The following is a 25,638-nucleotide window of genomic DNA, read 5'->3' as shown; positions in this document are numbered from 1 at the left end:
CGACAAGTGCTGCTTAAGCTGCTACCACGACAACGCGTACGGTGGCTTCAACTTCGGCGTGCAGGTGCACGGCTACGTCGAATTCGCCTACGTTGCGGATGGTGCCGTTCGGCAGACGAACTTCGCTCTTCTGCACTTCAACGCCGGAGGCGGTCAGTGCGTCAGCGATGTCGTGAGTACCGATCGAACCGAACAGCTTGCCTTCGTCACCAGCGGTGGCAGTGATAGTCACTTCCAGCTCAGCCAGTTGGGCGGCACGGCTTTCAGCCGATGCTTTACGGTCTGCTGCGGCTTTTTCCAGCTCAGCGCGACGCTCTTCGAACGCAGCCAGGTTGGCTGGGGTCGCAGCGGTAGCTTTGCCGTAAGGCAGCAGGTAGTTACGACCGTAACCAGCCTTAACGTTCACTTTGTCACCCAGGTTGCCCAGGTTGGTGACTTTTTCCAGAAGGATCAGTTGCATGTGAAAATCCTCTTAACTTTTAACCTTCACCGTTCGCGTTATCGGTGTCTTTCGGCACCAGACGACCGCGAAAATCAATCAGGCTGTCGACGATGGCCAAGACCACCAGCAACGGATAGATCAGCTGCATGAACAGCAACAGCGTCACGTACAACCCCACCAGCCAGAATCTGCCCAGTCGCTTTTGCGCCACCAGCCCGTGAATCAGGGCCAGCCCGGCGAAAACCAGCGGTACGCTGCACAACGGTACGAGCATGGACATCTGGGCACCGAAATTCGGTGTCACAACCATGCCCGCCAGCAGCAGCAACGCGGGACCCAGCGGGATTCGGATGGCGCGAAACTCGCGACCAAAACCGCCTGGGTTGTACAACAACGCCTGCCAGTAGCGCCCGACAATCAGGCTCAGCACACTGACGATCTGCAACAAGGCCGCAATCAGGCCGGTCAGGATTGGTGCAATCAGGGACGCGAAACGCGCTTGCTCGTCTACCGACATTTGCTGGTAGACCTCACCGAGTAGCGACGGCATGACTTTTATCAAAGCCTGCGCCAGCATCTCGATCTGGGGACCAAAAGCCGTCCCCAGCACCACTGAAAACACCACTCCCATCGCTATGCTGACCAGCAGCACGCGGTTCCAGGACTCGCTTGCGCGCAAAACCAACGCAAGGCTCGCAGACCCCAGCAGCACCAGAAGTGCCCGTGGGTCGTCGGAGTAAAGCCACCAGATCAACGCCGGCAGCAGTCCCAGAGCAAGAACGCCCAGGGCGTCCTTCAATCCGCGCCGCAGGAGCACAAGGCATCCGGCGGCAGCACCCAACCAATACAACAACGGCAATGCCGCACATCCAGCCACTACCAGAGTGGCCTGCATACGGCCCCGCATGATGAACTCAGCTAAGGCACGCATACATTCAATCCTTTGCTACGTGTCGACTGCCCGGTCTCAGCGGCCGTGGCTGTCGGTGTAGGCCAGCAGGGCCAGGAAGCGGGCGCGCTTGATAGCGGTGGCCAGCTGACGCTGATAACGAGCTTTGGTACCGGTGATGCGGCTTGGAACAATTTTGCCGGTCTCGGATACGTAGGCTTTCAGAGTGTTGAGATCTTTGTAATCGATCTCTTTCACGTCTTCAGCGGTGAAGCGGCAGAATTTACGACGACGGAAGAAACGTGCCATTTGATAGGCTCCTTAAAAGGTCCGTGGATTACTCGTCAGCGTTATCGCTGTTGTCGCTGTCATCACTATCAGCGCTTTCAGCGCCTTCGTGCTCAGGACGGTCGCGACGCTCACGGCGCTCACTGCGGTTTTCTTCAGCCTTGAGCATCTCGGACTGGCCGGTAACGGCTTCGTCGCGACGGATGACCAGGTTACGGATCACTGCATCGTTGTAGCGGAAGTTGTCTTCCAGCTCGGCCAGGGCCTTGCCAGTGCACTCAACGTTCAGCATCACGTAGTGAGCCTTGTGAACATTGTTGATTGCGTAGGCCAGTTGACGACGGCCCCAATCTTCCAGACGGTGGATTTTGCCGCCGTCTTCTTCGATCAGCTTGGTGTAACGCTCAACCATGCCGCCGACTTGCTCGCTTTGATCCGGGTGGACCAAAAAGATGATTTCGTAATGACGCATGAATGCTCCTTACGGGTTGTAGCCTGCCGCTCAAAAGCGGTCAGACAAGGAGTGAATGACACTTATGGACTTGCGTGGGAAAAGGCACATGAATGCCTGCCGTCACAGCAAGGGGCGCAATTGTAGAGAAGGGGCGGGAGAGGCGCAAGGTAATTGGTGATTATTTGAACAGTCACCATATGCCGAACACTTGTAGGAGCTGCCGAAGGCTGCGATTTTTTGATCTTGAAAAATCAAAGTCAAAAGATCGCAGCCTGCGGCAGCTCCTATGTATGGACTCGCACCCACTGTCTACCCGCTTTTGAAAAACCGCTGCCCCGTTGCATCTATGTATTAGGCCTATTCGTGGAAGCCGTCTTCGGCTTCTGGCCAAAATTGGAAAAGCTCGTGGTATGCCGATTACAGTCAGGCCTCGAAGGCCAGTAGGAGCTTAGGCATCAATCCACGCCGGTCTTACCTGGGGTCAATTTTTTTCAGCAGAGGGTCAGACGGTTAGTACCTCGGTGGCAGAACTCTGTCGCTCAGTGGCCCATCGTCGCTGGCTGGCCATCACCCGCGTGGCGACGATAAGTCTGGTCATTCTGTAGAAGCACCCAGACGATTCGCAGGTTGCGGTTGGCTAGCCTGATCGCAGCCTCCTTACGGCCCAACCGGCTCATCCAGTGCAACAAGCGGCGGTCATCGGGTTGCTGGGAATCAGGTCGTAGTTGTTGCAGCACCGCATGGGCTCCCTGGATCATCAGGCTGCGTAAATAAGCATCACCTCGCTTGGTCATGCCCCCCAGCCGGACCGTCTCCCCGCTGCTGTGCTGGTCAGGCACCATGCCAAAGTACGCGGCAAACTTGCGGGCATTGGGAAATCGCTCAGGCTTGGTTTCCTTGGCCACCAGTGCCGTGGCAGTGATCGGGCCGATGCCGCGCACAGTCATTAGCCGCTTCGCCGTCATGTCGGTGTTGGCGGCCACTTCCAGGCGTCCCGTCAGTACGCTGATGCGCTCGCCCAAATGGCGCCACTCGGCCAACAGTTCGTCGATCAGTTCACGCAGCAGGCCCGGCACCGGTTGGGTGGCATCTTCCAGCACCCGCGGAATTTTCTGGCTGATCGCAACATCGCCCTGCGCCAAGGCTACGCCGTGCTCAAGCAGCAGGCCGCGCATCTGATTACTGAGGGCCGTGCGTCGACGCACATAGCCCTGGCGGGCGCGATGCAACGCCTGCATTGCCAGCGCCGTAACGCTTTTGACCGGTACTGCGCAGATTTTTTCATCGCGATTAGCCCGCAGAATCGCCAGCGCATCGTTGCGATCATTTTTAGGCCCGCTGCGATGTGTGGCCACCAAACCGGCTGGAAGAATCCGCACCGGATTGCCTTGGTCTTGCAGCTGCCGGGCCCAAGCCTGGGCACCCGGACCGGTCTCCATCAAAACCACGACATGCGGCGGCAACTGTCGGAGAAAATCATAAAACGCCTCGCGCGACTTGATCCGCTGCTCGTAGAACACCTGGCCGAGGATATCTTCACCGGCGACCTGAAAGACCTGTTTGGCCAGGTCGACCGCCAAGGTTGTGCAGGCCGACAAATCGGAAGAAGACACGGATTGATCAAACGAACTATGATTTTTCATGGACTCGCCCTCGCTGTCGTTGGCTGTTTAGACTGCCACCGTGGCGCATTGACGCCTCGGCTTGGGCGAGTCCATCCAATTACGGGGGCCTGCGTGAATCAGGATTTCTTGGCGGCAGCCTTGGCTTTGACGCTACGCTGACGCTGCGCTTCGAACAGGCAAACACCCGTCGCCACAGACACGTTAAGGCTACTGACGCTACCAGCCATCGGCAGGTTCACCAGATAGTCGCAATGCTCGCGGGTCAGGCGACGCATGCCTTTGCCTTCGGCACCCATGATCAGGATGGTCGGGCCGGTCAGGTCCTGGTCGTACAGGCTGACTTCCGCTTCACCCGCCGTACCGACAACCCACAAGCCGCGCTGCTGAAGTTTCTCCAGGGTGCGCGCCAGGTTGGTCACGGCCACCAGCGGAATCACTTCCGCAGCACCGCAGGCAATTTTTCGTACAACCGGCGTCAGGGTGGCCGACTTGTCCTTTGGCACGATCACGGCCAGTGCGCCCGCCGCATCGGCGGAACGCAGGCAGGCACCGAGGTTATGCGGGTCAGTCACACCGTCGAGCACCAGCAATAGCGGTGCGCCTTCAGTGCGATCCAGCAGCTCGTCGAGCATCGCCTCGCCCCAGACCTGGCTTGGACTCACGTCCGCGACCACACCCTGGTGCACGCCTTCAACCCAGGCGTCCATTTCACGGCGCTCGGCCTGGCCGACCTGGACCCGGTTTTCGTTGGCCAGCTCAATCAGCGTCTGGACCCGGGGATCGTTGCGGCCTTCGGCCAGCCAGATCTGCTTGACGCGTTTCGGGTGGTGACGCAGCAACGCTTCTACAGCGTGTACGCCATAGATCTTTTCCAACTGACTCATGGCTTGGCCTTAGGTTTACGCGCCCCGCCGCTTTTGGCTGGGGCCGAGCCCGCTTTTGGCGGACCTTTACGATGTTTGCTCGGTTTGGCAGGTTTGCCGCCGACAGCCTTTTCAGGCGCCGACCGGCTCGTCTTTCCCGCAGACGCCGCTTTACCGCCGCTTTTCGCACCGGCGAGCAACGCCTGTTTCATTTCACGACTTTTGCGCACTTCAGCGTTTTTCGCTGCCGCATCGCTCGGGCGGTAGGCCTCGACAGCCTTTTCCTTGGCAGGACGACGACCGGTTTTAGCCGGGGCCGGCTCTGCTTCCGATTTTTTAGAAGACGCGGCGGGTGCTGCGGTTTCAGTGCCACGTTTCTTGCGACCGATCGGCGCGCTGATGGTTGTTTCGGCCATCTCGAAGTCGATCTTGCGCTCGTCGAGGTCGACGCGCATGACCCGCACTTCAACAGTGTCGCCAAGGCGGAAGCTGCGACCGGTACGCTCACCGGCCAGGCGGTGGTGCACAGGATCGAAGTGGTAGTAATCGCCCGGCAGCGCGGTGACGTGCACCAGGCCTTCGACGTAGATGTCGGTCAGTTCGACGAACAGACCAAAACCAGTCACCGCGGTGATCACGCCCGGGAACGACTCGCCCACGCGATCCTTCATGAACTCGCACTTGAGCCAGTTCACCACGTCACGGGTCGCTTCGTCGGCACGGCGCTCGCTCATCGAGCACTGTTCGCCGAGCTGCTCCAGCGCCGCTTCGTCGTACGGATAGATGCGCGCTTTCGGAATAGTCATCGCACCGGCACGACGGACGTGAGGCGTGTCCTGCTTCGAATGGATGACGCTGCGGATCGCCCGGTGAGTGAGCAAGTCCGGGTAGCGGCGGATCGGCGAAGTGAAGTGGGTGTACGCCTCGTAATTCAGGCCGAAGTGGCCCTGGTTATCAGCGCTGTACACCGCCTGACTCAACGAACGCAGCATGACGGTCTGGATCAGGTGGAAATCCGGGCGATCCTTGATACCGGCCAGCAATGCCTGGTAATCCTTCGGCGACGGACCGTCCTTGCCTTTGTGCAGGGACAGGCCGAGCTCGCCGAGGAACGCGCGCAGTTTTTCCAGACGCTCCGGTGGCGGACCATCGTGAACGCGGTAAAGCGCAGGGATTTCGTGCTTTTTCAGGAATTCAGCGGTGGCCACGTTGGCCGCCAGCATGCATTCCTCGATCAGCTTGTGGGCATCATTGCGTATGGTTGGACGGATTTCGGCAATCTTGCGCTCGGAACCGAAGATGATCCGGGTTTCCTGCGTTTCGAAATCGATCGCGCCACGCACGTGACGGGCGGCCAGCAATACCTTGTACAGCGCATAGAGCTGCTTGAGGTGCGGCACGACGTCGGTGTACTCGCCACGCAGTTTGCGCGCTTCAGTAGCTTTCGGCGTTTCCAGCATCGCGCTGACCTTGTTGTAGGTCAGGCGGGCATGGGAGTGAATCACCGCTTCGTAGAAGCAGTAGTCGGTCATTTCGCCGGATTTGGAGATGGTCATCTCGCAAACCATGGCCAGACGATCAACCTGCGGATTCAGCGAGCACAGGCCGTTGGACAACTGCTCAGGCAGCATCGGGATCACGCGCTCGGGGAAATACACCGAGTTGCCGCGAACCTGCGCCTCGGCGTCCAGTGCCGAACCGAGTTTCACGTAGCTGGATACGTCGGCAATCGCCACGTACAACTTCCAGCCACCGGAGAACAGGCGCAGCTTGCCCGGACGGGCCTCGCAGTAGACCGCGTCATCGAAGTCGCGCGCATCTTCACCATCGATGGTGACGAACGGCAGATGACGCAGGTCGATGCGCTTCTCTTTGTCTTTCTCTTCGACTTCCGGCTTGAGCTTGCCGGCTTCCTTCAGTACGGCATCAGGCCAGACGTGAGGAATGTCGTAGGTGCGCAGGGCGACATCGATTTCCATGCCCGGCGCCATGTAGTTACCCACGACTTCAACCACGTCGCCTTGCGGCTGGAAGCGCGGCGTCGGCCAGTGGGTGATCTTCACTTCGACGAACTGACCGATCTGCGCATTGGCATTACGGCCCGGCGTCACCAGCACTTCCTGCTGGATCTTCGGGTTGTCGGCAACGACGAAACCGATACCGCCTTCTTCGAAGTAACGACCGACGATGGTTTCGTGAGCACGGGACACCACTTCGACGATCATGCCTTCGCGGCGACCGCGACGGTCCAGACCGGAAACGCGGGCCAGAGCACGGTCACCGTCGAACACCAGACGCATTTGCGCCGGGCTCATGAACAGGTCGTCACTGCCGTCATCCGGCACCAGGAAACCGAAACCGTCACGGTGACCGCTGATGCGGCCCAGGATCAGGTCGAGCTTGTCCACCGGCGCATAAGTGCCGCGACGGGTATAGATGAGTTGAGCATCGCGCTCCATGGCGCGCAGACGGCGGCGCAGGGCTTCGATCTGGTCTTCTGTGGTCAGACCAAACTCTTCAACCAGTTGCTCGCGGTTAGCAGGCGAACCCCGATCAGCAAGATGCTGAAGGATCAGTTCGCGGCTAGGAATGGGGTTTTCATATTTTTCCGCTTCACGAGCGGCCTCGGGATCGAGGGACTGCCAATCGGCCATTAGAGAGTTTTCACCTTGTCTATATGCGGGTTAGTTTGGCATAGGCGTAATGAAACGGGAAATTTCAGGCTAAGACGACCCATCTAAAGCCCTGTATCGACACCGTAAAGCTGATTTGAAGACCGCTGGTGAAATTTTCCAGGTTTTTTTGATTCCGGGGGTTTACAGTTAAAAAGACGCTCCGTATAGTGCGCGCCATCGACGACGGAGACGTTGCCGATACTGCCCAGATGGTGAAATTGGTAGACACGCCAGCTTCAGGTGCTGGTGACCGCAAGGTCGTGGAAGTTCGAGTCTTCTTCTGGGCACCAATTTCGAGCTTGAGATTAGATCAATTTCAAGGCTCACACAAAAACCCGCGAAAGCGGGTTTCTGCATTCTGGACGACTGGTTTATTAATTTTAAAATCAGGGGTTTACAGATCAAAATGCGCTCCGTATAGTGCGCCACATCAACAGCGGCAACGCTGAAGATGATTGCCCAGATGGTGAAATTGGTAGACACGCCAGCTTCAGGTGCTGGTGACCGCAAGGTCGTGGAAGTTCGAGTCTTCTTCTGGGCACCAATTCAAATTCAAGGTTTCGACCCTGGATTTCACAGAAACCCGCGAAAGCGGGTTTTTGCGTTTCTGGCCCCTGGAAACCCGAGGGCAGTTCCTACCAAACCCTGATCAAAGCCACAAGGCGCATTTGAGAAACAATATCGTTTATCATTGTTGCAAGTTTTTGCAATGCGACAGTGAGGAACCCTGCGAATGATGTTTCGAAATACCCTGCGCCGCGGCCTGACCATCACCCTGCTCGGCCTGGCACTCGCCACTCCCCTCACCCAGGCTGCGGATCAAGTTTCCCTGACCCTCTACAACGGCCAACACAAAGAAGTCGGCGACGCTGTCGCCAAAGCCTTCGAAGCCAAGACCGGCATCCACGTCAACGTCCGCAAAGGCAGCAGCAACCAGCTCGCCAGCCAAGTGGTCGAAGAAGGCGATCGCTCCCCCGCCGACGTGATCTACACCGAAGAATCCCCACCACTGAACAAACTCGGCGAGCAAGGCCTGCTGACCAAGGCGGATGACGAAACCCTGGCAGTTTTGCCCAAGGAATACGTCGCCGGCAATGGCACCTGGATCGGCGTGACCGCCCGGGTGCGCGTCGTGGCGTTCAACCCCAAGTTGATCGACGAAAAAGACCTGCCGAAATCGGTGATGGAGTTCTCCGACCCGAAATGGCAGGGCAAGGTGGGTTTCGTACCGACCAGCGGCGCCTTCCAGGAACAAGCCGTCGCGATCATCAAGGTGCACGGCATGGACGCGGCCGAAGAGTGGCTGACCGGCCTGCGCGCCTTCGGCAAGACCTACAGCAACAACATGGTCGCGCTCAAAGCCGTGGAAAACGGCGAAGTCGCGACGGTGCTGGTGAACAACTACTACTGGTTCGCACTGCTGCGTGAAAAGGGCCAGCTCGATTCAAAACTGCATTACTTCACCGGTGGCGACGTCGGCGGGCTGATCACTGTTTCCAGCGCAGCCGTTCTGAAGTCCAGCAAACACCCAAAAGAAGCCCAGCAATTGCTCGCCTATATGGCCAGCGAAGAAGGCCAACGCGTGATCACCCAGACCACCGCCGAATACCCGCTGCATAAAGGCATGGAATCGGATCGCGGCCTCAAGCCATTCAGCGAGCTGGAGGCGCCGAAAGTCACGCCAGCCGACCTCGGCAACGCCGAAGAAGCGCTGGATCTGGAACGTGACGTTGGCCTGAACTGATGAGCGCTTCGCTACCCGTTTCGACCGGCGCTTACGTGCCTCGGCGCAAGCGGCCGTCGATCTGGCTGCTGCTGCCGGTTCTGCTACTGGTCGTGCTCAGTCTGCTGCCACTGGCCTATGTCGGGCTCAAGGCCTGGCAGGCGGGCTGGGCCGAGGCGCTGCATTTGCTCTGGCGGCCTTATGTGTTCGGTTTGCTGCGCAATACCCTGGCGCTGATGGTCGGAGTGACGCTGGCCTGCGGCGTGATCGGGCTGACGCTGGCGTGGCTGCTGGAACGCAGCAATCTGCCGGGGCGGCGCCTGTGGGGCGTGATCCTGTGCCTGCCGTTCGCCGTACCGGCGTTTGTCAGCAGCTTCACCTGGGTTTCGCTGAGCGCTCATTTTGAAGGGCTCGGCGGGGCGATTTTGGTGATGACGCTCTCCAAGTACCCGCTGATTTTCCTGCCGGTGGCAGCGACTTTGCGCAATCTCGATCCATCTTTGGAAGAGTCCGCACGCACGCTGGGGCAAAATCGCTGGGGGGTGTTCTTCAAGGTCACCCTGCCCCTGCTCTGGCCGTCACTGCTCGCTGGTTCGCTGTTGATCGCGCTGCACATGCTGGTGGAATTCGGCGCACTGTCGATCATCGGCCTGCAAACCTTTACCACCGCAATCTATCAACAGTTCGAACTGGAATTCAGCAACGCCAACGCCGCGATGCTCTCGGCAGTGTTGCTGGCGCTGTGCCTGATGCTGCTGTGGCTGGAACTGCGCGTTCGCGGCAAAGGTCGCCACGTGCGTACAGGCCAAGGCGCGGCGCGACGGGCGGAGCAGGTTCGCCTGGGACCATGGGCCATCGCTGGGCAGTTTTACTGCCTGCTGCTGGCGATCATCGGTAGCGGCATTCCACTGGGGATGCTGGTGTATTGGCTGGCCGTGGGTTCGTCTGCGGCATTTCCGGTGGCAGCCATCGGTGAGGCGCTGCTTTCATCCCTGGCGCTGTCACTGGGTGGCGCGGCGTTGTGCCTTGTTCTGGCGGTGCCCGTCGGATTGTTAGTGGTGCGCTACAAGGGCCAACTGGCGATCTGGGCCGAACGCCTGCCCTATCTGCTGCATGCCCTGCCGGGGCTGGTGATTGCCCTGACACTCGTCTATTTTGCTTTGCATTATGTGCCCGCGCTGTACCAGACCTCGGCACTGCTGCTGATCGCTTATGCGCTGCTGTTTCTGCCACTGGCTCAGGCACCGATTCGTACGGCACTGAACAAGGCTGCGCCGCAACTGGAGGAAGCCGCACGAACGCTGGGAGCTTCGTCGTTCACCGCGTTTTGCCGGATAACCCTGCCGATCATTTTCCCGGCGTTGGGTGCGGCGTTTGCGTTGGTGTTTCTGGATGCGATGAAGGAACTGACGGCGACGCTGCTGCTGAGTCCGACCGGACTCAACACATTGGCAACTGAAGTGTGGGCGCATACCGCGAATGTGGAGTTTGCGGCGGCGGCGCCTTATGCGGCGTTGTTGATTCTGGTGTCGGGGTTGCCGGTTTATCTGCTGACGACCCGAATGTATTTGAGCCGCTGACAACGCAAAAGATCGCAGCCTTCGGCAGCTCCTACAGAGAAGCGCACATTCCCCTGGAGCTGCCGAAGGCTCCGATCTTTTGATCGTTTACGCCCGGAACTGCCCCAGACTCGCCTTCAACTGCGCCGCCAACCCATCCAGCACCTTGCCGCTGGCCGTGGTTTCCACCACCGCCTGCGCCGCTTTCTCGGCCTGCGCATGAATGGTCTCGACCCGCCCGCGCACTGCCTGCGCGCCCTTGGCCTGATGCGCTGCAGCCTGAGTCGCCAGGCCGATCGCCGCGTGCACCTGCTCCACCGATGCCTGGACCGACTGCTGCAACCGCGCGCTGTCACGCAAGACCAGCAAACCTTCGCTGGCCTGACGTCCCGCCTGACCAATCGCCGCCACCGCTTCGCGCGCACCCTGCTGCAACGCCACGATGTGCGCCTGAATATCGCCGGTGGAGCTCTGGGTCTTGCTCGCCAGCGCCCGCACTTCGTCAGCCACCACCGCAAACCCGCGCCCGGTCTCGCCGGCTCGCGCCGCCTCGATGGCCGCGTTCAATGCCAGCAGGTTGGTTTGCTCGGCGATCCCGTGAATCACCGTCAGTACCACTTCAATCTGTTCACTCTGCTGCGCCAGTCGCTCGATCACTTGCGCGCCGGTATCAACCTGCCCGGCCAACGCCTCGATCAGGCTGCCGACTTTCGCCGAGGTCCGGGTGTTTTCATCGGTGGCCTGACGAATATCCACAACCTGCTTCAATGCCGCCTGCATGGCATGGCTTTCTGACTGAGCTTCATCCGCCATTTGCGACAAGGCCCGCAGACTTTCTGCGACCTCATCACGCTGCATGCCCGCCGCCGCATCGGCCCCGGCGTTGCGCAGGGTCATCGCGCCGATTTCCACGCCGGTGCGCTGGGCCACATCGCCCGCCTCGCGCACGATCGGCTGCAACTTATCCACGAAGCGATTGACCGCCGAGGCCATGTCGCCGATTTCGTCTTTGCTGTTGATCTGCACACGCTTGGTCAGGTCACCCTCGCCCGCCGCCAGGTCATCCATGGCAACGATCAGCATTTTCAGGCGATTGACCACCCGACGCCCGAGCACCACGGCCAGCAACAGCAGAACACCGAAGCCCACCACCGCCAGAAACACGCCGATGCGCCAGCGCAAGGTGGACGCCGCTTCCTGCACCGTGCTGGTGGTATTGGCTTTCATTTCAGATGCCGTCGACTGCGCCGACTGCAGACGCGCACGCATGGCTGTCGCACTGTCGGCCGCCGCGCCCTTGAGGCTATCGCCGACCAATTGGTCGCTGCTGGCGATCAGCGCAGAGAAGCGCTTGTCCAGAGCCGCGAGATCGGTTTCCACCGAGGCGGTCGAGACGCCCATCAATACCTTGCCGATTTCGACGCCATTGGGATTGATCGAAGCCTCGATGTAGAACACCGAAGGATCGTTCTTCGCCGCATCCAGCACTTTGTCCAGTGCCCGCTCGCCCTGGCCTTTTTCCAGCAGGGCCTTGTTGATCGGATTTTCCCGGTTGAGGTAGCGCGTCAAGTGCTGACCCGTCGCATCGTCGTAGACCACAAACAGCACGTTCGGATTGCGCTGCGCACGACGGGCGAATTCGGAGAGCGTTGGAACGTCGCTGTCCCACATGGCGCGGGGTGCGACCGAGGCCAGGAGCTGCGCCATATCATTGGCGGAGTCCTTCAGGTCTTTTTCCAGCGTCGCACGCAGCTGCGCCTGCTCGTCCTTCAAACGAGAAGACAAACCTGCCGTGAGGCGTTGGCGTGTGCTGGTGGAGAGACTGTCGAGGCTCGACGTGACTTCACGCCCCGCCTGCTCGAGTTCGCCCGAAAGCCTTTGACTGTCCGCGCCCAGGCGCACACCCAAATCGGCTTCCAGCGCGGTCACCGTGCTCCGGGTCAGAGCAACAGCCACCAGCACCTGCACCAAAAGGGCGATACCGAGGGTAACGAACACAGGCCGCAGTAAACGGCTTTGTAACAGTGAGAGAACGGCCGACACTTGGAATCCCTCTGCTTTGGCGCCATTAAATTGATAGCACGCCGGAAGCGATGCTTTTTTTAATGTTCACAGCAAAGGTCGTGCCGCACGACAGACATAAACGACAAAGGGTCCGATTAAGGACCCTTTGTGTTTCACTTCAATGACTTATCAAGCGAACGGATGACGCAGAACGATGGTTTCGTTGCGATCAGGCCCCGTCGAAATAATGTCAATCGGCGCGCCGATCAGCTCTTCGACGCGTTTGATGTAAGCACGGGCGTTAGCTGGCAGCTCTTCCAGGGTTTTGGCACCCACGGTCGACTCGGTCCAGCCCGGCACTTCTTCGTACACAGGCTGCAGGCCTACGTAGCTGTCTGCATCAGTCGGGGCAACCGCATTACCTTGCGCATCTTTGTAGCCGACGCAGATATTGATGGTTTCCAGACCGTCGAGTACGTCCAGCTTGGTCAGGCAGATGCCCGAGATGCTGTTCACATCGATAGCGCGACGCAGGATAACGGCGTCGAACCAGCCACAACGACGGGCACGGCCAGTCGTCGCGCCGAACTCGTGACCTTGTTTGGCCAGGTGCGCGCCGACTTCGTCGAACAGCTCAGTCGGGAATGGACCCGAACCTACGCGCGTGGTGTAAGCCTTGGTGATGCCGAGGATATAGTCCAGGAACATCGGGCCAACACCCGAGCCGGTAGCAACGCCGCCAGCGGTAGTGTTCGAGCTGGTCACGTACGGGTAGGTACCGTGGTCGATGTCCAGCAGGGAGCCCTGGGCGCCTTCGAACATGATGTCTTTGCCAGCGCGACGCAGGTCGTGCAGCTCGGCAGTCACGTCCAGCATCAGCGGCTTGAGCAGCTCAGCGTATTCTTTGCACTCGGCCAGGGTCTTGTCGAACTCGATGGCTGGCTCTTTGTAGTAACCCACCAGCATGAAGTTGTGGTAATCCACCAGTTCACGCAGCTTGTCTTCAAAGCGCGGCATGTTGAGCAGGTCGCCCACACGCAGGCCACGACGTGCAACCTTGTCTTCGTAGGCCGGGCCGATGCCGCGACCGGTGGTACCGATCTTCAGCTCGCCACGGGCCTTTTCACGGGCCTGGTCCAGCGCAACGTGGAAGGACAGGATCAGCGGGCAGGACGGGCTGATACGCAGGCGCTCACGCACCGGTACGCCTTTCTCTTCCAGCTTGGTGATCTCGCGCAGCAGGGCGTCAGGTGCAACCACCACGCCGTTACCGATCAGGCACTGCACGCCTTCGCGCAACACGCCCGACGGGATCAGGTGCAAGACAGTTTTTTCGCCATCGATCACCAGCGTGTGGCCAGCGTTGTGGCCACCCTGGTAGCGCACTACGGCGGCAGCATGTTCGGTCAGCAGATCAACGATCTTGCCTTTGCCCTCATCACCCCATTGGGTGCCCAGGACTACGACATTCTTACCCATAACACTTGTCCTCATTCGCGCAAACTTGGTGCCGGCGGCGGCCGGCAGGAAAACTCAAGAAGCCAGTGGCGATACTTGCCAAAGCCCGTTCTGCTGGATCAATTGCCGGTCGCAGTCCGCTTCACGGGCGGCGGCCAAAGGTTGTCCAGGCAATGCCTGGACGACACGCTGACCCTCACTGCGCAACTGGCAAACCTGCTGCCAGAGTGCCGCATCCGTACTGTCAGGCATCCAGATACCGCCAGACGGTAGCTCGATCTCAGCACGCCCCAGGGTCACCAGGGTTTTCAAATCGGTAGAGAAACCGGTTGCCGGACGAGCGCGACCGAAGTCAGCGCCGATATCGTCATAACGACCGCCCTGGGCAATGGACTGGCCAACGCCCGGCACGAACACCGCGAACACCACACCGGTGTGGTAGTGGTAACCGCGCAACTCGCCCAGGTCGAAGTACAGCGGCAACTCCGGGAAACGCACGGACAGACGCTCGGCAATCGCCAGCAAGTCATCCAGTGCCGCCAGAACCGGGGCCGGAGCCTTGGCCAGACGCTCACGCGCAGCCGCCAGCACTTCACGGCCGCCACACAGGTCGACCAACGCGCGCAGCATGTCCGACAGATCGGCAGGCAAGCCTTCGGTCAAGGTAATGACCTCGTCGATGGCTTTACGTTGCAACGCATCGAACAACTGCTGCTCGACCTCACCGGACAAACCGGCAGCACGGGCCAGCCCGCGGTAAATGCCTACATGGCCGAGGTCCATGTGCACATCCGGCACGTCGGCCAGTTGCAGCATGGCCAGCATCAGGCTGATGACTTCAACGTCGCTGCTCGGGCTGCCATCGCCGTACAACTCGGCGCCCAACTGGATCGGGCTGCGCGAGGACGACAAGGCACGTGGCTGAGCATGCAGCACGCTGCCGGCATAGCACAGACGGCTTGGACCTTCGCGACGCAGGGTATGTGCATCGATGCGCGCCACCTGCGGCGTGATGTCGGCGCGGAAACCCATCTGCCGGCCCGTCTGCGGGTCGATGACCTTGAAGGTACGCAGATCGAGGTCGGAGCCCGCGCCGGTCAGCAGGGATTCCAGGTACTCGATATGGGGAGTCACGACAAACTCGTAACCCCAGCTCTGGAACAGATCCAACACCTGACGACGCGCGACTTCAATACGCGCAGCTTCTGGTGGCAGTACTTCTTCGATGCCATCTGGCAGCAGCCAGCGGTCTACCGTTGCCATTACGCCTTCCCCTATATCCGGGCGGCCAGCCCTCGGCCGAGCCTTGAGTGAAGCAGAAAATGATCGGCTCATGCGCAAACCACGCGCATGAGCGACGGAGCGAAAAGCCTTTTACCGGCTTCGCCAACCACTTTCCTCGAAAATCCTGTCGAGCCTTTCAGCCCGGCATCTGCTTAAAAACAGCAATCAAACGTGCAGACGCAAAAAAGCCGGGAATTTCCCGGCTGCCGCATCATACACACGTTTTCCCAAAGGATCACCCCGCCAGAGGTTTTAGCCGCCCGGCGGGATGATTCAGGTCAACGTCGTATCAAGGCTTGGCTTTTTCCAGGTAGTGGAAGAAGTCACTGCTTGGGTCGAGGACCATGACGTCGGATTTGTTCGCGAAGCTTTCACGGTAGGCACGCAGGCTACGGTAGAACGCGTAGAACTCCTGATCCTGGCCGTAGGCCTTGGAGTAGATCGCAGCAGCCTGGGCGTCACCGTCACCGCGAACCTCTTCCGATTCACGATAGGCTTCAGCCAGCAGCACGCGGCGTTGACGATCGGCGTCAGCACGGATGCCTTCAGCCAGCTCGTTACCCTTGGCGCGATGCTCGCGAGCTTCACGCTCACGCTCGGTGCTCATACGTTCGAACACGCTGCGGTTCACTTCTTTTGGCAGGTCGATGGTCTTGACCCGAACATCGACAACTTCGATGCCCAGCTCTTTTTCGGCCATCTTGTTCAGCGAAGCCGTGATATCCGCCATCAGCGCATCACGTTCACCCGACACAACCTCGTGCAGGGTGCGCTTACCGAACTGGTCACGCAGACCCGACTCCAGACGACGGGACAGACGCTCGTCGGCGATTTGCTTGAGACCGGAAGTCGCGGTGTAGAAACGCTCGGCGTCCTTCACGCGCCACTTGGCGTAGGCATCGACCATTACCGCTTTCTTTTCCAGCGTCAGGAAGCGTTGTGTCGGTGCATCCAGCGTCATCAGGCGTGCGTCGAATTTACGCACCTGGTTAACGTAAGGCACTTTCACATGCAGGCCTGGCTGAACATCGGTCTGAACCACGCGACCGAACTGCAGCAACACCGCACGCTCGGTCTGAGCCACGATGTAGAAGCAGTTCCAGGCAGCGATCGCCACGACGACGCCGACAATAAGGGCGATCAGCGATTTATTGCTCATCAGCGACTCTCCCTGGTACGTGCTTGCTGTTGCTGCAGATCAGCTGCCGCACGCGCATTCGCTTCATTGCTGCTGGCTGCCGCGCCGGTCACCGGAGTGCTGGTGCTGCGACCACTTTCGACCATCTTGTCCAGAGGCAGGTAGAGCAGATTGCTCTGGCCATTCTTGTTACCGGTCACGAGAACCTTGCTGGTGTTGCTGAAGACTTCCTGCATGGTGTCCAGGTACAGACGCTGGCGGGTGACTTCAGGTGCCTTGCGATACTCGGCGACCAGTTTGGTGAAGCGATCGGCTTCACCCTTGGCACGCGAGACGGTTTCGTCACGGTAACCATTGGCATCTTCGAGGATACGCTGGGCCTGACCACGGGCTTCCGGCACGACGCCGTTGGCATAGGTTTCAGCCTGGTTGCGCGAACGCTGCTCATCTTCACGGGCACGGATCACGTCATCGAAGGCTTCCTGCACTTCACGCGGTGCCGCTGCGCTCTGTACGTTCACCTGGGTGACGGTGATACCGGTGCGATAGGTATCCATGAAGCGTTGCAGACGCTCCTTGATTTCGCTGGCCATCAGCTCACGACCTTCGGTCAGTACCTGGTCCATGGCGGTGGAACCCACCACATGGCGCAAGGCGCTGTCGGTCGCGTGTTGCAGGCTGATTTCCGGCTGATCGACGCTCAGCACGAAGTCCTGCAGGTTGCTGATCTTGTACTGCACGGTCAGCGGCACTTCGACGATGTTTTCGTCTTCAGTCAGCATCTGGCCTTGCTTGGTGTACGCACGCTCACGCGTTACGTTTTCCATGTACTTCTTGTCGATCGGCGGGAAATAGATGTTCAGACCCGGGCCGACGGTTTCGTAGTACTTGCCGAAGCGCAGCACCACGGCTTGCTCCTGCTCGTCGACTACATAGACCGCGCTGTACAGCCACACGGCCGCCAGCACGACAAGGCCGATGCCGAGCAGGCCGCCGAAGCCGCCACTCTTGCCCGAACCACCGCCGTCATCACCACGTTTCTTACCACCACCGAACAACCCGTTCAGGCTTTCCTGCAGCTTTCGGAAGGCCTCGTCGAGATCCGGTGGTCCCTTGCGGTCGCCGTTGTTACGACGCTTGCCACCCCAAGGGTCCTGATTATTCGAGTTGCCACCCGGCTCATTCCAAGCCATAGCGCTCTCCATCTGATAAAGCAAAGACGCACCCACGGCGCGCCGACCAATGCTACAGAATGCCTGTCACCACGGCACAACCGCTTTCTCAGGCTTTTATTGCAAAGTGTGTTGCTCGATGAATTCCATCGGCTGCAATCCCTCGCGGCTTACCAGTCGATTCAACTCGACCCGGGGCAAACGAACGGCCAGCAAACTGATGCCTTCTTCGTCGTGTTCTTCTTTTTGCACCGCACCGAGTTCGAAGAACTGCGCACGCAGTCGAGCGAATCGTTGCGGCAAGCGCAGGGTACCGACAAACAATTCACTGCCCAGTAATTCGGCAATGGCTTGCTCAAGCAATTCCAGACCACTGCCATCACGCGCCGACAGCCAGACCCGTTGGGGCTTGCCGTGTTCGTCGCGCTGGATTTGTGGCTCAACGCCTTCAAGCAAATCGAGTTTGTTATAGACCTCGAGGATCGGCAAGTCCTGCGCACCAATCTCGCCCAGCACCACCATGACCTGCTCGATCTGCAACATGCGATCCGGTTCGGCCGCATCGATCACGTGCAACAACAGGTCGGAGTTGCTCGACTCTTCGAGGGTAGACCGGAATGCTTCGACCAGCTTGTGGGGCAAGTGGCGAATGAAGCCCACCGTGTCCGCCAGGACAATCGGCCCCAGATCGTCTATTTCCAGACGACGCAGGGTCGGGTCCAGCGTGGCGAACAATTGGTCAGCGGCGTAGACGTCGGATTTCGTCACGTTGTTGAAGAGCGTGGATTTACCGGCGTTGGTGTACCCCACCAGGGAAACGGTAGGAATATCCGCACGCGATCGGCCACGGCGCGACTGTTCGCGCTGGCTGCGGACTTTCTCCAGCCGTCCCTTGATCTGCCGCAGGCGAACCCGCAGCAAACGGCGGTCGGTTTCCAGCTGGGTTTCACCCGGGCCACGCATACCGATACCGCCACCTTGGCGCTCAAGGTGAGTCCAGCCACGAACCAGCCGGGTACTCATGTGGTCAAGCTGGGCCAGTTCGACCTGGAGCTTGCCTTCATGGGTGCGGGCGCGTTGGGCGAAAATATCGAGAATCAGACCGGTACGGTCGATCACGCGACACTCGAAAACACGTTCGAGGTTACGTTCCTGACTGGGCGTGAGGATGTGATTGAAAATCACCAGATCGGCCTGCTCGGCTTTGACCAGGTCGCGCAGTTCCTCGACCTTGCCACTGCCAATCAGGGTCTTGGCAGTTGGCCGATGACGCGGCACGTTAAAAAACGCGACGGTCTCGGCACCTGCCGAATTAGCCAGTTCCTGAAACTCCTGCGGATCTTCGCGCGCCTCAGGGTCCTGTCCATCCAAGTGAACGAGGATGACTCGCTCACCACCACCGTGGCGCTCAAAGAACAAAGGAGACTCCTATCAGGCGTTACCTGGCTCAGCATCACCTGCTTCGGATTCGGTTGCGCTAGGCAGACGAATTGGACGAACCGGCACTACTGTAGAGATAGCGTGTTTGTAGACCATTTGGCTGACGGTGTTTTTCAGCAGGATAACGAACTGGTCGAAAGACTCGATCGTACCTTGCAGTTTGATACCGTTGACCAGGTAGATGGACACCCCAACTTTCTCTTTACGTAAAGTATTCAAGTAAGGGTCTTGTAGCGAATGCCCTTTTGACATGTGCCGCACTCCTTTAAGGATTCAATATAAAAAATAGGTAAACAGATGGCTTTGGCCGCCACACCCCCAAGGATAGACGGCAATTGCAAGGACTCAGCTCAATATGGAGATGGTCCCAAGGTATTTCAAGGCGCGCGGCAGATTGTCGCAATCCAGGCTGTCCAGCCAGTGTAAATCAGCCCAACTGCGCAGCCAGGTGAACTGCCGCTTTGCCAATTGGCGCGTGGCGATGATTCCACGCTCCTGCATCTCGGCTGACGTCAGCTTGCCATCCAGGTAGTCCCAGACTTGGCGGTAGCCTACTGCACGTATAGACGGCAACCCGGCATGCAGGTCACTTCTCTTACGCAGGGCTACGACCTCGTCAATGAATCCCTGTTCCAACATTAAAGTGAATCTTTGTTTAATTCGCTCGTGCAGTACCTGACGATTTGCCGGAGCAATGGCCAAGTTCGCGACAGTATAGGGCAATTGTTGCCGTCCCGAAGCGGCTGCTTCAGTACTTTGCGCAGTTTGTTGCAAGCGCAGGGCAGTCATGCTTTGACCGCTGACACGATAAACTTCCAGTGCTCGACTGAGACGCTGCGGATCGTTCGGATGAATCCGCGCCGCGGAAACCGGGTCGATCACTGCCAATTGGTCGTGCAAGGCTTGCCAGCCAAGGCGTGCAGCCTCTTCTTCGATTTGCGCACGGACTTCGGGATCGGCCGCCGGCATTTCTGCCAGGCCTTCGAGCAAAGCCTTGTAGTAGAGCATCGTGCCGCCTACCAACAGCGGAATTTTTCCGCGCGCGGTGATATCGGCCATGGCTTCGAGGGCGTCACGACGAAAATCCGCAGCCGAATAGCTCTCGGCCGGGTCAAGAATGTCGATCAACCGGTGCGGATATTGCGCCAGAAGTTCTTTGGAAGGCTTGGCGGTGCCGATGTCCATGCCACGGTAGACCAGCGCCGAATCGACGCTGATCAGTTCGCAAGGCAGGACCTTGGTGAGTTCGATGGCCAGGTCGGTCTTGCCGGCGGCGGTCGGCCCCATCAGGAAAATCGCAGGTGGGAGCTGGCTCATCAACGACCGCGCAAGAACAGTTTGTCCAGATCGTCCAGACCCAGTTGGGTCCAGGTCGGTCGGCCATGGTTGCATTGACCGCTGCGCTCGGTGTTTTCCATGTCGCGCAGCAGACCGTTCATTTCCGGGATGGCCAGACGCCGGTTCGCACGGACGGCGCCGTGGCAGGCCATAGTCCCGAGCAGTTCGTTGACGTGCGCCTGAATGCGATCGCTGGTGCCGTACTCCATGAGGTCGGCCAATACGTCGGCGACCAAGCGGTTGGCTTCGGCCTGCTTGAGCAGTGCCGGAATCTGCCGGATGGCCAGGGTTTCCGGGCCAAGACGCTGCAATTCAAAGCCCAGACGCTGGAACCAGGCGACGTGCTCTTCGGCGCAATCGGCTTCACGCTGACTGACCGCCAGGGATTCCGGCACCAGCAGCGGCTGACCGCTCAGGCCTTCGCTGGCCATCGCAACTTTCAGGCGCTCGTACATGATCCGCTCGTGAGCGGCATGCATGTCCACCAGCACCAGACCTTGGGCGTTTTCCGAAAGAATGTAGATGCCTTTAAGCTGCGCCAACGCGTAACCCAACGGCGGAATATCATCCTGGCCGGCCGGGAGAGCGACCGCATTGGCTTCGGGCAACGGTGCGAAAAACTCGCGATAGGCGGCCTGCGCCTCGGCTGCAGGGACGGCCGATTGCGGGCGCGGCGTGTATTGAAACTGATAACCCGCGCCAGCGCCTGAACCGGCAGACGTAGTGAACGAAGGCTGAGCCTGAGGCTGTTCCAGCAGCGCATTGGCCGCCAGACGCATTTCGCCCTGAGGGCCGAACTCACCCGCATCGAGGCCTGTAGGGCGAACGATAGCCGTCGCCACCGGTGCCGTCAGGTGATCGTCCGGCCGTACGTCGCCCAAGGCGCGGTGCAAGGTGCCATAAAGGAAATCGTGGACCATGCGCCCTTCACGGAAGCGCACTTCGTGCTTGGTCGGGTGCACGTTGACGTCGACGCCCGTCGGATCGACCTCGAAAAACAGCACGAACGTCGGGTGCCGACCATTGAACAGCACGTCGCGATAAGCCTGGCGCACCGCGTGAGCCACCAGTTTGTCGCGCACGGCGCGGCCGTTGACGAAGAAATACTGCAAGTCCGCCTGGCTGCGGTTGAACGTCGGCAAACCGACCCAACCCCACAGATGCAGGCCATTGCGCTCGATTTCGATCGGCAGCGCCTGCTCAAGGAAACCCGGGCCGCAGATTGCCGCCACACGCCGCGCGCGGGCCGCATCGTCATGGGCCTCGTGCAGGCTGAGGATGGTCTTGCCGTTGTGGCGCAGGTGGAATGCCACGTCGAAACGCGCCAACGCCAGACGCTTGATCACTTCTTGCAGGTGATCGAATTCGGTTTTTTCGGTCTTGAGAAACTTGCGTCGCGCCGGGGTGTTGAAAAACAGGTCGCGCACTTCCACCGATGTGCCCACCGGATGCGCCGCCGGTTGTACGCGGGGCGCCATGTCGCGGCCTTCGGTTTCCACCTGCCAGGCCTGATCGGCATCGCGGGTGCGGGAAGTCAGGGTCAGACGCGCCACGGAGCTGATCGACGCCAGCGCCTCGCCGCGAAAGCCCAGGCTCATGACCTGTTCGAGGTCTTCCAGATTGCGGATCTTGCTGGTGGCGTGTCGCGCCAGGGCCAGCGGCAGGTCATCGGCAGAAATGCCGCTGCCATCGTCGCGCACCCGCAGCAGCTTGACGCCACCCAACTCCACATCGACGTCGATACGCTTGGCGCCGGAGTCGAGGCTGTTTTCCAGCAACTCCTTGATCACCGAAGCCGGGCGTTCAACCACCTCACCCGCAGCAATCTGGTTCGCCAGACGCGGGCTGAGCAGCTCGATGCGAGCGCTGTTGTTCACCACCTGATTCATTCTTTGGCCGCCAGATCATTGCCCGGAATGGTCAGGTGCTGACCGATCTTGAGTTCATCGCTCGACAGGTTGTTGGCGCTACGCACCGCGGCGGGCGACACCTGATAACGCACGGCGATCATCGCCAGCGTCTCGCCCGGATTTACCCGGTGATCACGCGGGCCTTGAGCGATTTTCCCGGAGTCACGCAACCAGGCAATGTAAGTGCCCGGTGGCGGGTTCTGCTGGAAGAACTGGCGCACGCCGCTGCTGATGGAACGCGCCAGCGCTTGCTGGTGGCTCGATGCAGCGAGTTTCGACGCTTCGTTGGCGTTGGAGATGAATCCGGTTTCCACGAGGATCGATGGAATGTCCGGCGACTTCAACACCATGAATCCGGCCTGCTCGACACGCTGCTTGTGCAGCGGCGTAACCCGACCAATGTTGCTCAAGACTTTCTGCCCAACGTTCAGGCTGGACGTCAGGGAAGCGGTCATCGACAGGTCGAGCAGCACACCGGCGAGCATGCGGTCTTTGTCATCGAGGCTGACGTTGCCGGCACCACCGATCAAGTCGGAACGGTTTTCGCTGTCGGCCAGCCAACGGGCTGTCTCCGAAGTGGCGCCGCGATCAGACAGGGCAAACACCGAGGCGCCGAACGCAGCGGCAGAAGGCGCTGCGTCGGCATGGATCGAGACGAACAGGTCGGCGCCTTTCTTGCGGGCAATTTCCGTACGGCCGCGCAGTGGAATGAAGTAGTCGCCGGTGCGGGTCAGTTCGGCGCGGAAGCCTTTCATGCCGTTGACCTGGCGCTGCGTTTCGCGGGCAATCTGCAGCACCACGTCTTTCTCGCGCTGACCGCGAGAGCCGGAAGCGCCCGGGTCTTCACCGCCGTGACCGGCATCGATCACCACAACAATGTCGCGCTTGCCGGCCGGGGCTGGCGGCAATTTAATCGCAGGCTCCGTCGGTGTGACCGGCACGGCAGGCACCGTGGCGACCGACGGCGTCGGTGCTGGCGGCGGCGCGGCGTCGGCCGGGTTATCGAACAGGTCGACCACCAGTCGGTTGCCGTACTGTGCGTTAGGCGCCAGGGAGAAGCTTTTCGGCGTGACAGCCTTTTTCAGGTCGATGACCACGCGCAGGTCGGTCGGCGTGCGTTGGGCCGAGCGCATGGAAGTGATCGGGGTGTTCGAGGTGTTGACGTTCAGCGGCGCGCCGAGGCTGGCGCCATTGATGTCGATGACCAGGCGATCCGGCGCCGACAGGGTAAAGACGCTGTGCTGCACGGGACCTGTCAGGTCAAACACCAGCCGCGTGTTGTCCGGCGCCCGCCACAGGCGAACACTGTTGACCTTCGTCTCGGCCACAGCGTCGACGGTCACCGCCAAAAACAACACCCCAACGGCAGCAACCAACGCGCGAAAGCGCATACCTAACCCCATCATCTATTTGGATTCCACTGCCAAAGCGGCACACCAAGTCTCGCCACGCGAGCCCTGGGATAAAATTTTCAGCGATCGTCCGCTGTCTTGCGGGCTAATGGTAATGGTCAGGTCAGGCTTTGGCAAAAAGCCTGCACCTTTATCGGGCCACTCGATCAGGCACAACGCATCGTCTTCGAAGTAGTCGCGGATGCCGAGGAATTCCAGCTCTTCCGGGTCGACCAGTCGATACAGGTCGAAGTGGAAGGCGCGAATGTCGCCGATCTCGTAGGGTTCAACCAACGTGAAGGTCGGACTTTTCACCGCCCCGACATGGCCAAGACCACCGATGATGCCCCGCGACAGCGTGGTTTTACCCATCCCCAGGTTGCCTTCAAGAAAAATCAAACCGTGCCCTTGAGTCGTTTGAGCGATACGCGCGCCAAATGCGGTCATCGCCTCTTCATCAGCCAGGTACAGGGTTACTTCAGACACGGTGCTTGCTCCTCCAACAACTGACGAATGGCTGGTATCAGATCACTGGCCGCCAGCCCACGGCCGAATTTCCCTTGTTGCTCACCGGCATTGGCGTGCAGCCAGACTGCCAGGCAAGCCGCGTCGAATGCGGTCATGCCTTGAGCCAGCAATGCGCCGACCAGACCGGCCAGCACATCGCCCAAACCCGCCGTCGCCATCGCCGGATGCCCCTGGTGACACACGGCCAGCCGCCCGTCGGGACTGGCGATCAGGCTGCCGGCACCTTTAAGCACAACCACGGCTGTATATTTTTTGCTCAACGCATGGGCCGCCGCCGGACGATCCGCCTGCACCTCGGCAGTGCTGATCCCCAACAAGCGTGCCGCTTCGCCCGGATGCGGTGTGATCACGCAATCCTTGGGCAATCTCACACGCTCCTCGGCCAGCATGTTCAGCGCATCGGCATCCCAGACTTGCGGCAGCGGTGCATTAGCGGCGGCCGATAGCAGACTGCGCCCCCAGCCAGCCTGCCCAAGTCCCGGGCCGACAACCAGCACGGAAACCTTTTGAAGCAAACCCATCAACTGGTTGGCCGACGAAGTGCCCAGTACCATCGCCTCGGGAATCCGCGCCAGAGCAGCAGGCACGTGTTCGCTGCGGGTCGCCACCGACACCATGCCGGCACCGCTGCGCAGCGCACTTTGCGCACTCAACAGGATCGCGCCACCGAAGCCGCGATCGCCGCCGATCAGCAGCACATGGCCGAACCTGCCTTTGTGGGAAGCAGGTGCGCGTGAAGCCAGACGCGGGAGGTTGCCGGCAGCCAAACGACGTGCGGTCAGCGGCGCAGCCTCGATCAGCTGCGGATCGGCGTGCAAATCATTGAACACCAGTTCGCCCACTACATCCGCCGCATCGCCGGTGAACAATCCCAGTTTCAAGCCGATGAAGGTCACGGTCAGGTCGGCTCGCACCGCGCAGCCAAGGAGACGACCGGTATCGGCACACAGCCCGGAAGGGATATCCACCGCCACAACGGACAAGCCGCTGGCATTGATCGCCGCGATAACGCTGGCATAGGGCTCGCGCACCTCGCCAGTCAGGCCGGTGCCGAGCAAAGCGTCCAGCACGATGCCGCGCAGTCGGGCGTTTTCTGCCCAGGACTCGACGGAGACTTTTTCCGACACTGCCTCGGCATGAGCCGATGCCGCATCACCGCGCAACTGCTGCGGATCACCCGCCGCCAGCACCCGCACCGACCACCCGGCACGTTGGGCCAGCACGGCCACCAGATAACCATCGCCGGCGTTATTGCCGTGACCGGCGACAACCGTCAATTCGTTCGCCGTCGGCCACTGGCGAACCAGCGCGCGCCAGGTCGCCCGCGCCGCGCGCTGCATCAATTCGAAGCCCGGAGTGCCAGCCGCGATCAGGCTCGCATCGAGCACTCGGACCTGCGCGGCGCTGTACAGCGCGTCGGGTAATTCATCTTTAGTGTGCGGCATGCGTCTTCAGGC

Annotated in this window: 21 protein-coding genes and 2 tRNA genes; 4 read left to right on the top strand and 19 right to left on the bottom strand. The window is 60.1% G+C overall.

Annotated elements, in window-relative coordinates:
- Positions 1–13 precede the first annotated feature (13 nt).
- The 7 genes from rplI to rnr form a co-directional block, all read right to left on the bottom strand.
- Positions 14–460 carry a 50S ribosomal protein L9 gene (gene rplI, locus V6Z53_RS05055; protein ID WP_007973276.1) on the bottom strand — a complete coding sequence of 149 codons (447 nt, stop codon included), beginning with the start codon at positions 458–460 and terminating at the stop codon, positions 14–16.
- Between the two features lie 19 nt (positions 461–479).
- On the bottom strand, positions 480–1,373 hold the full coding sequence (locus V6Z53_RS05050) for a hypothetical protein (RefSeq protein WP_338584434.1): 894 nt from the start codon (positions 1,371–1,373) through the stop codon (positions 480–482).
- Between the two features lie 36 nt (positions 1,374–1,409).
- The gene (gene rpsR, locus V6Z53_RS05045) at positions 1,410–1,640 is read right to left on the bottom strand and encodes a 30S ribosomal protein S18 (RefSeq protein ID WP_002551829.1); all 231 of its coding nucleotides are present in this window, start codon (positions 1,638–1,640) and stop codon (positions 1,410–1,412) included.
- Between the two features lie 28 nt (positions 1,641–1,668).
- Positions 1,669–2,091 (bottom strand): 30S ribosomal protein S6, encoded by a 423-nt coding sequence (gene rpsF, locus V6Z53_RS05040; RefSeq protein ID WP_008048087.1) that lies wholly within the window; start codon positions 2,089–2,091, stop codon positions 1,669–1,671.
- A 521-nt stretch (positions 2,092–2,612) separates the two neighbouring features.
- Positions 2,613–3,671 (bottom strand): IS110 family transposase, encoded by a 1,059-nt coding sequence (locus tag V6Z53_RS05035; protein WP_338586444.1) that lies wholly within the window; start codon positions 3,669–3,671, stop codon positions 2,613–2,615.
- A 143-nt stretch (positions 3,672–3,814) separates the two neighbouring features.
- Entirely contained in the window at positions 3,815–4,582 is a 768-nt protein-coding gene (gene rlmB, locus V6Z53_RS05030; protein WP_007995003.1) for a 23S rRNA (guanosine(2251)-2'-O)-methyltransferase RlmB, read from the bottom strand.
- The gene (gene rnr, locus V6Z53_RS05025; RefSeq protein ID WP_338584433.1) at positions 4,579–7,215 is read right to left on the bottom strand and encodes a ribonuclease R; all 2,637 of its coding nucleotides are present in this window, start codon (positions 7,213–7,215) and stop codon (positions 4,579–4,581) included. Before rnr ends, rlmB begins: the two co-directional genes overlap by 4 nt.
- Before the next feature lie 224 nt (positions 7,216–7,439).
- Between rnr and V6Z53_RS05020 the strand changes: the two genes are divergently transcribed.
- The 4 genes from V6Z53_RS05020 to V6Z53_RS05005 all read left to right on the top strand — a co-directional run bounded on the left by V6Z53_RS05020 (position 7,440) and on the right by V6Z53_RS05005 (position 10,539).
- Positions 7,440–7,526 (top strand) — tRNA-Leu (locus V6Z53_RS05020).
- Between the two features lie 167 nt (positions 7,527–7,693).
- Positions 7,694–7,780, top strand: a tRNA-Leu gene (locus tag V6Z53_RS05015).
- A 189-nt stretch (positions 7,781–7,969) separates the two neighbouring features.
- Positions 7,970–8,980 (top strand): extracellular solute-binding protein, encoded by a 1,011-nt coding sequence (locus V6Z53_RS05010; protein WP_338584432.1) that lies wholly within the window; start codon positions 7,970–7,972, stop codon positions 8,978–8,980.
- Positions 8,980–10,539 (top strand): iron ABC transporter permease, encoded by a 1,560-nt coding sequence (locus V6Z53_RS05005; protein ID WP_338584431.1) that lies wholly within the window; start codon positions 8,980–8,982, stop codon positions 10,537–10,539. The genes V6Z53_RS05010 and V6Z53_RS05005 overlap by 1 nt, the downstream gene beginning before the upstream one ends.
- An 87-nt stretch (positions 10,540–10,626) precedes the next feature.
- Here V6Z53_RS05005 and V6Z53_RS05000 read toward each other — a convergent pair whose 3' ends face one another.
- The 12 genes from V6Z53_RS05000 to V6Z53_RS04945 all read right to left on the bottom strand — a co-directional run bounded on the left by V6Z53_RS05000 (position 10,627) and on the right by V6Z53_RS04945 (position 25,626).
- Complete coding sequence (locus V6Z53_RS05000) at positions 10,627–12,561, bottom strand: methyl-accepting chemotaxis protein (protein ID WP_338584430.1); 1,935 nt, start codon at positions 12,559–12,561, stop codon at positions 10,627–10,629.
- Positions 12,562–12,711: 150 nt separating this feature from the next.
- A complete protein-coding gene (locus V6Z53_RS04995) occupies positions 12,712–14,001 on the bottom strand; it encodes an adenylosuccinate synthase (protein ID WP_110657998.1) in 1,290 nt (429 codons plus the stop codon).
- 54 nt (positions 14,002–14,055) lie between these two features.
- On the bottom strand, positions 14,056–15,243 hold the full coding sequence (locus V6Z53_RS04990; protein WP_338584429.1) for an ATP phosphoribosyltransferase regulatory subunit: 1,188 nt from the start codon (positions 15,241–15,243) through the stop codon (positions 14,056–14,058).
- Positions 15,244–15,553: 310 nt separating this feature from the next.
- Positions 15,554–16,423: a protease modulator HflC gene (hflC, locus tag V6Z53_RS04985; RefSeq protein ID WP_046039827.1), complete on the bottom strand. Its 870-nt coding sequence runs from the start codon at positions 16,421–16,423 to the stop codon at positions 15,554–15,556.
- Positions 16,423–17,595 carry an FtsH protease activity modulator HflK gene (hflK, locus tag V6Z53_RS04980; protein ID WP_338584428.1) on the bottom strand — a complete coding sequence of 391 codons (1,173 nt, stop codon included), beginning with the start codon at positions 17,593–17,595 and terminating at the stop codon, positions 16,423–16,425. Before hflK ends, hflC begins: the two co-directional genes overlap by 1 nt.
- Positions 17,596–17,691: 96 nt before the next feature.
- A complete protein-coding gene (hflX, locus tag V6Z53_RS04975) occupies positions 17,692–18,993 on the bottom strand; it encodes a ribosome rescue GTPase HflX (protein ID WP_338584427.1) in 1,302 nt (433 codons plus the stop codon).
- 12 nt (positions 18,994–19,005) lie between these two features.
- A complete protein-coding gene (hfq, locus tag V6Z53_RS04970) occupies positions 19,006–19,266 on the bottom strand; it encodes an RNA chaperone Hfq (protein WP_007902656.1) in 261 nt (86 codons plus the stop codon).
- A gap of 93 nt (positions 19,267–19,359) precedes the next feature.
- Positions 19,360–20,331 (bottom strand): tRNA (adenosine(37)-N6)-dimethylallyltransferase MiaA, encoded by a 972-nt coding sequence (miaA, locus tag V6Z53_RS04965; RefSeq protein ID WP_338586451.1) that lies wholly within the window; start codon positions 20,329–20,331, stop codon positions 19,360–19,362.
- Entirely contained in the window at positions 20,331–22,229 is a 1,899-nt protein-coding gene (gene mutL / locus V6Z53_RS04960) for a DNA mismatch repair endonuclease MutL (RefSeq protein ID WP_338586450.1), read from the bottom strand. Before mutL ends, miaA begins: the two co-directional genes overlap by 1 nt.
- 8 nt (positions 22,230–22,237) lie before the next feature.
- A complete protein-coding gene (locus tag V6Z53_RS04955; RefSeq protein ID WP_338586449.1) occupies positions 22,238–23,665 on the bottom strand; it encodes an N-acetylmuramoyl-L-alanine amidase in 1,428 nt (475 codons plus the stop codon).
- 3 nt (positions 23,666–23,668) lie between these two features.
- Positions 23,669–24,139 (bottom strand): tRNA (adenosine(37)-N6)-threonylcarbamoyltransferase complex ATPase subunit type 1 TsaE, encoded by a 471-nt coding sequence (gene tsaE, locus V6Z53_RS04950; protein WP_338584426.1) that lies wholly within the window; start codon positions 24,137–24,139, stop codon positions 23,669–23,671.
- Positions 24,127–25,626: an NAD(P)H-hydrate dehydratase gene (locus V6Z53_RS04945; RefSeq protein WP_338584425.1), complete on the bottom strand. Its 1,500-nt coding sequence runs from the start codon at positions 25,624–25,626 to the stop codon at positions 24,127–24,129. The genes tsaE and V6Z53_RS04945 overlap by 13 nt, the downstream gene beginning before the upstream one ends.
- Between the last annotated feature and the right edge of the window lie 12 nt (positions 25,627–25,638).

Source organism: Pseudomonas sp. MAG733B (assembly GCF_036884845.1).
In the GTDB taxonomy this organism is placed as follows: Bacteria; Pseudomonadota; Gammaproteobacteria; order Pseudomonadales; family Pseudomonadaceae; genus Aquipseudomonas.
This window is presented reverse-complemented; position numbering and strand designations above follow the sequence as displayed.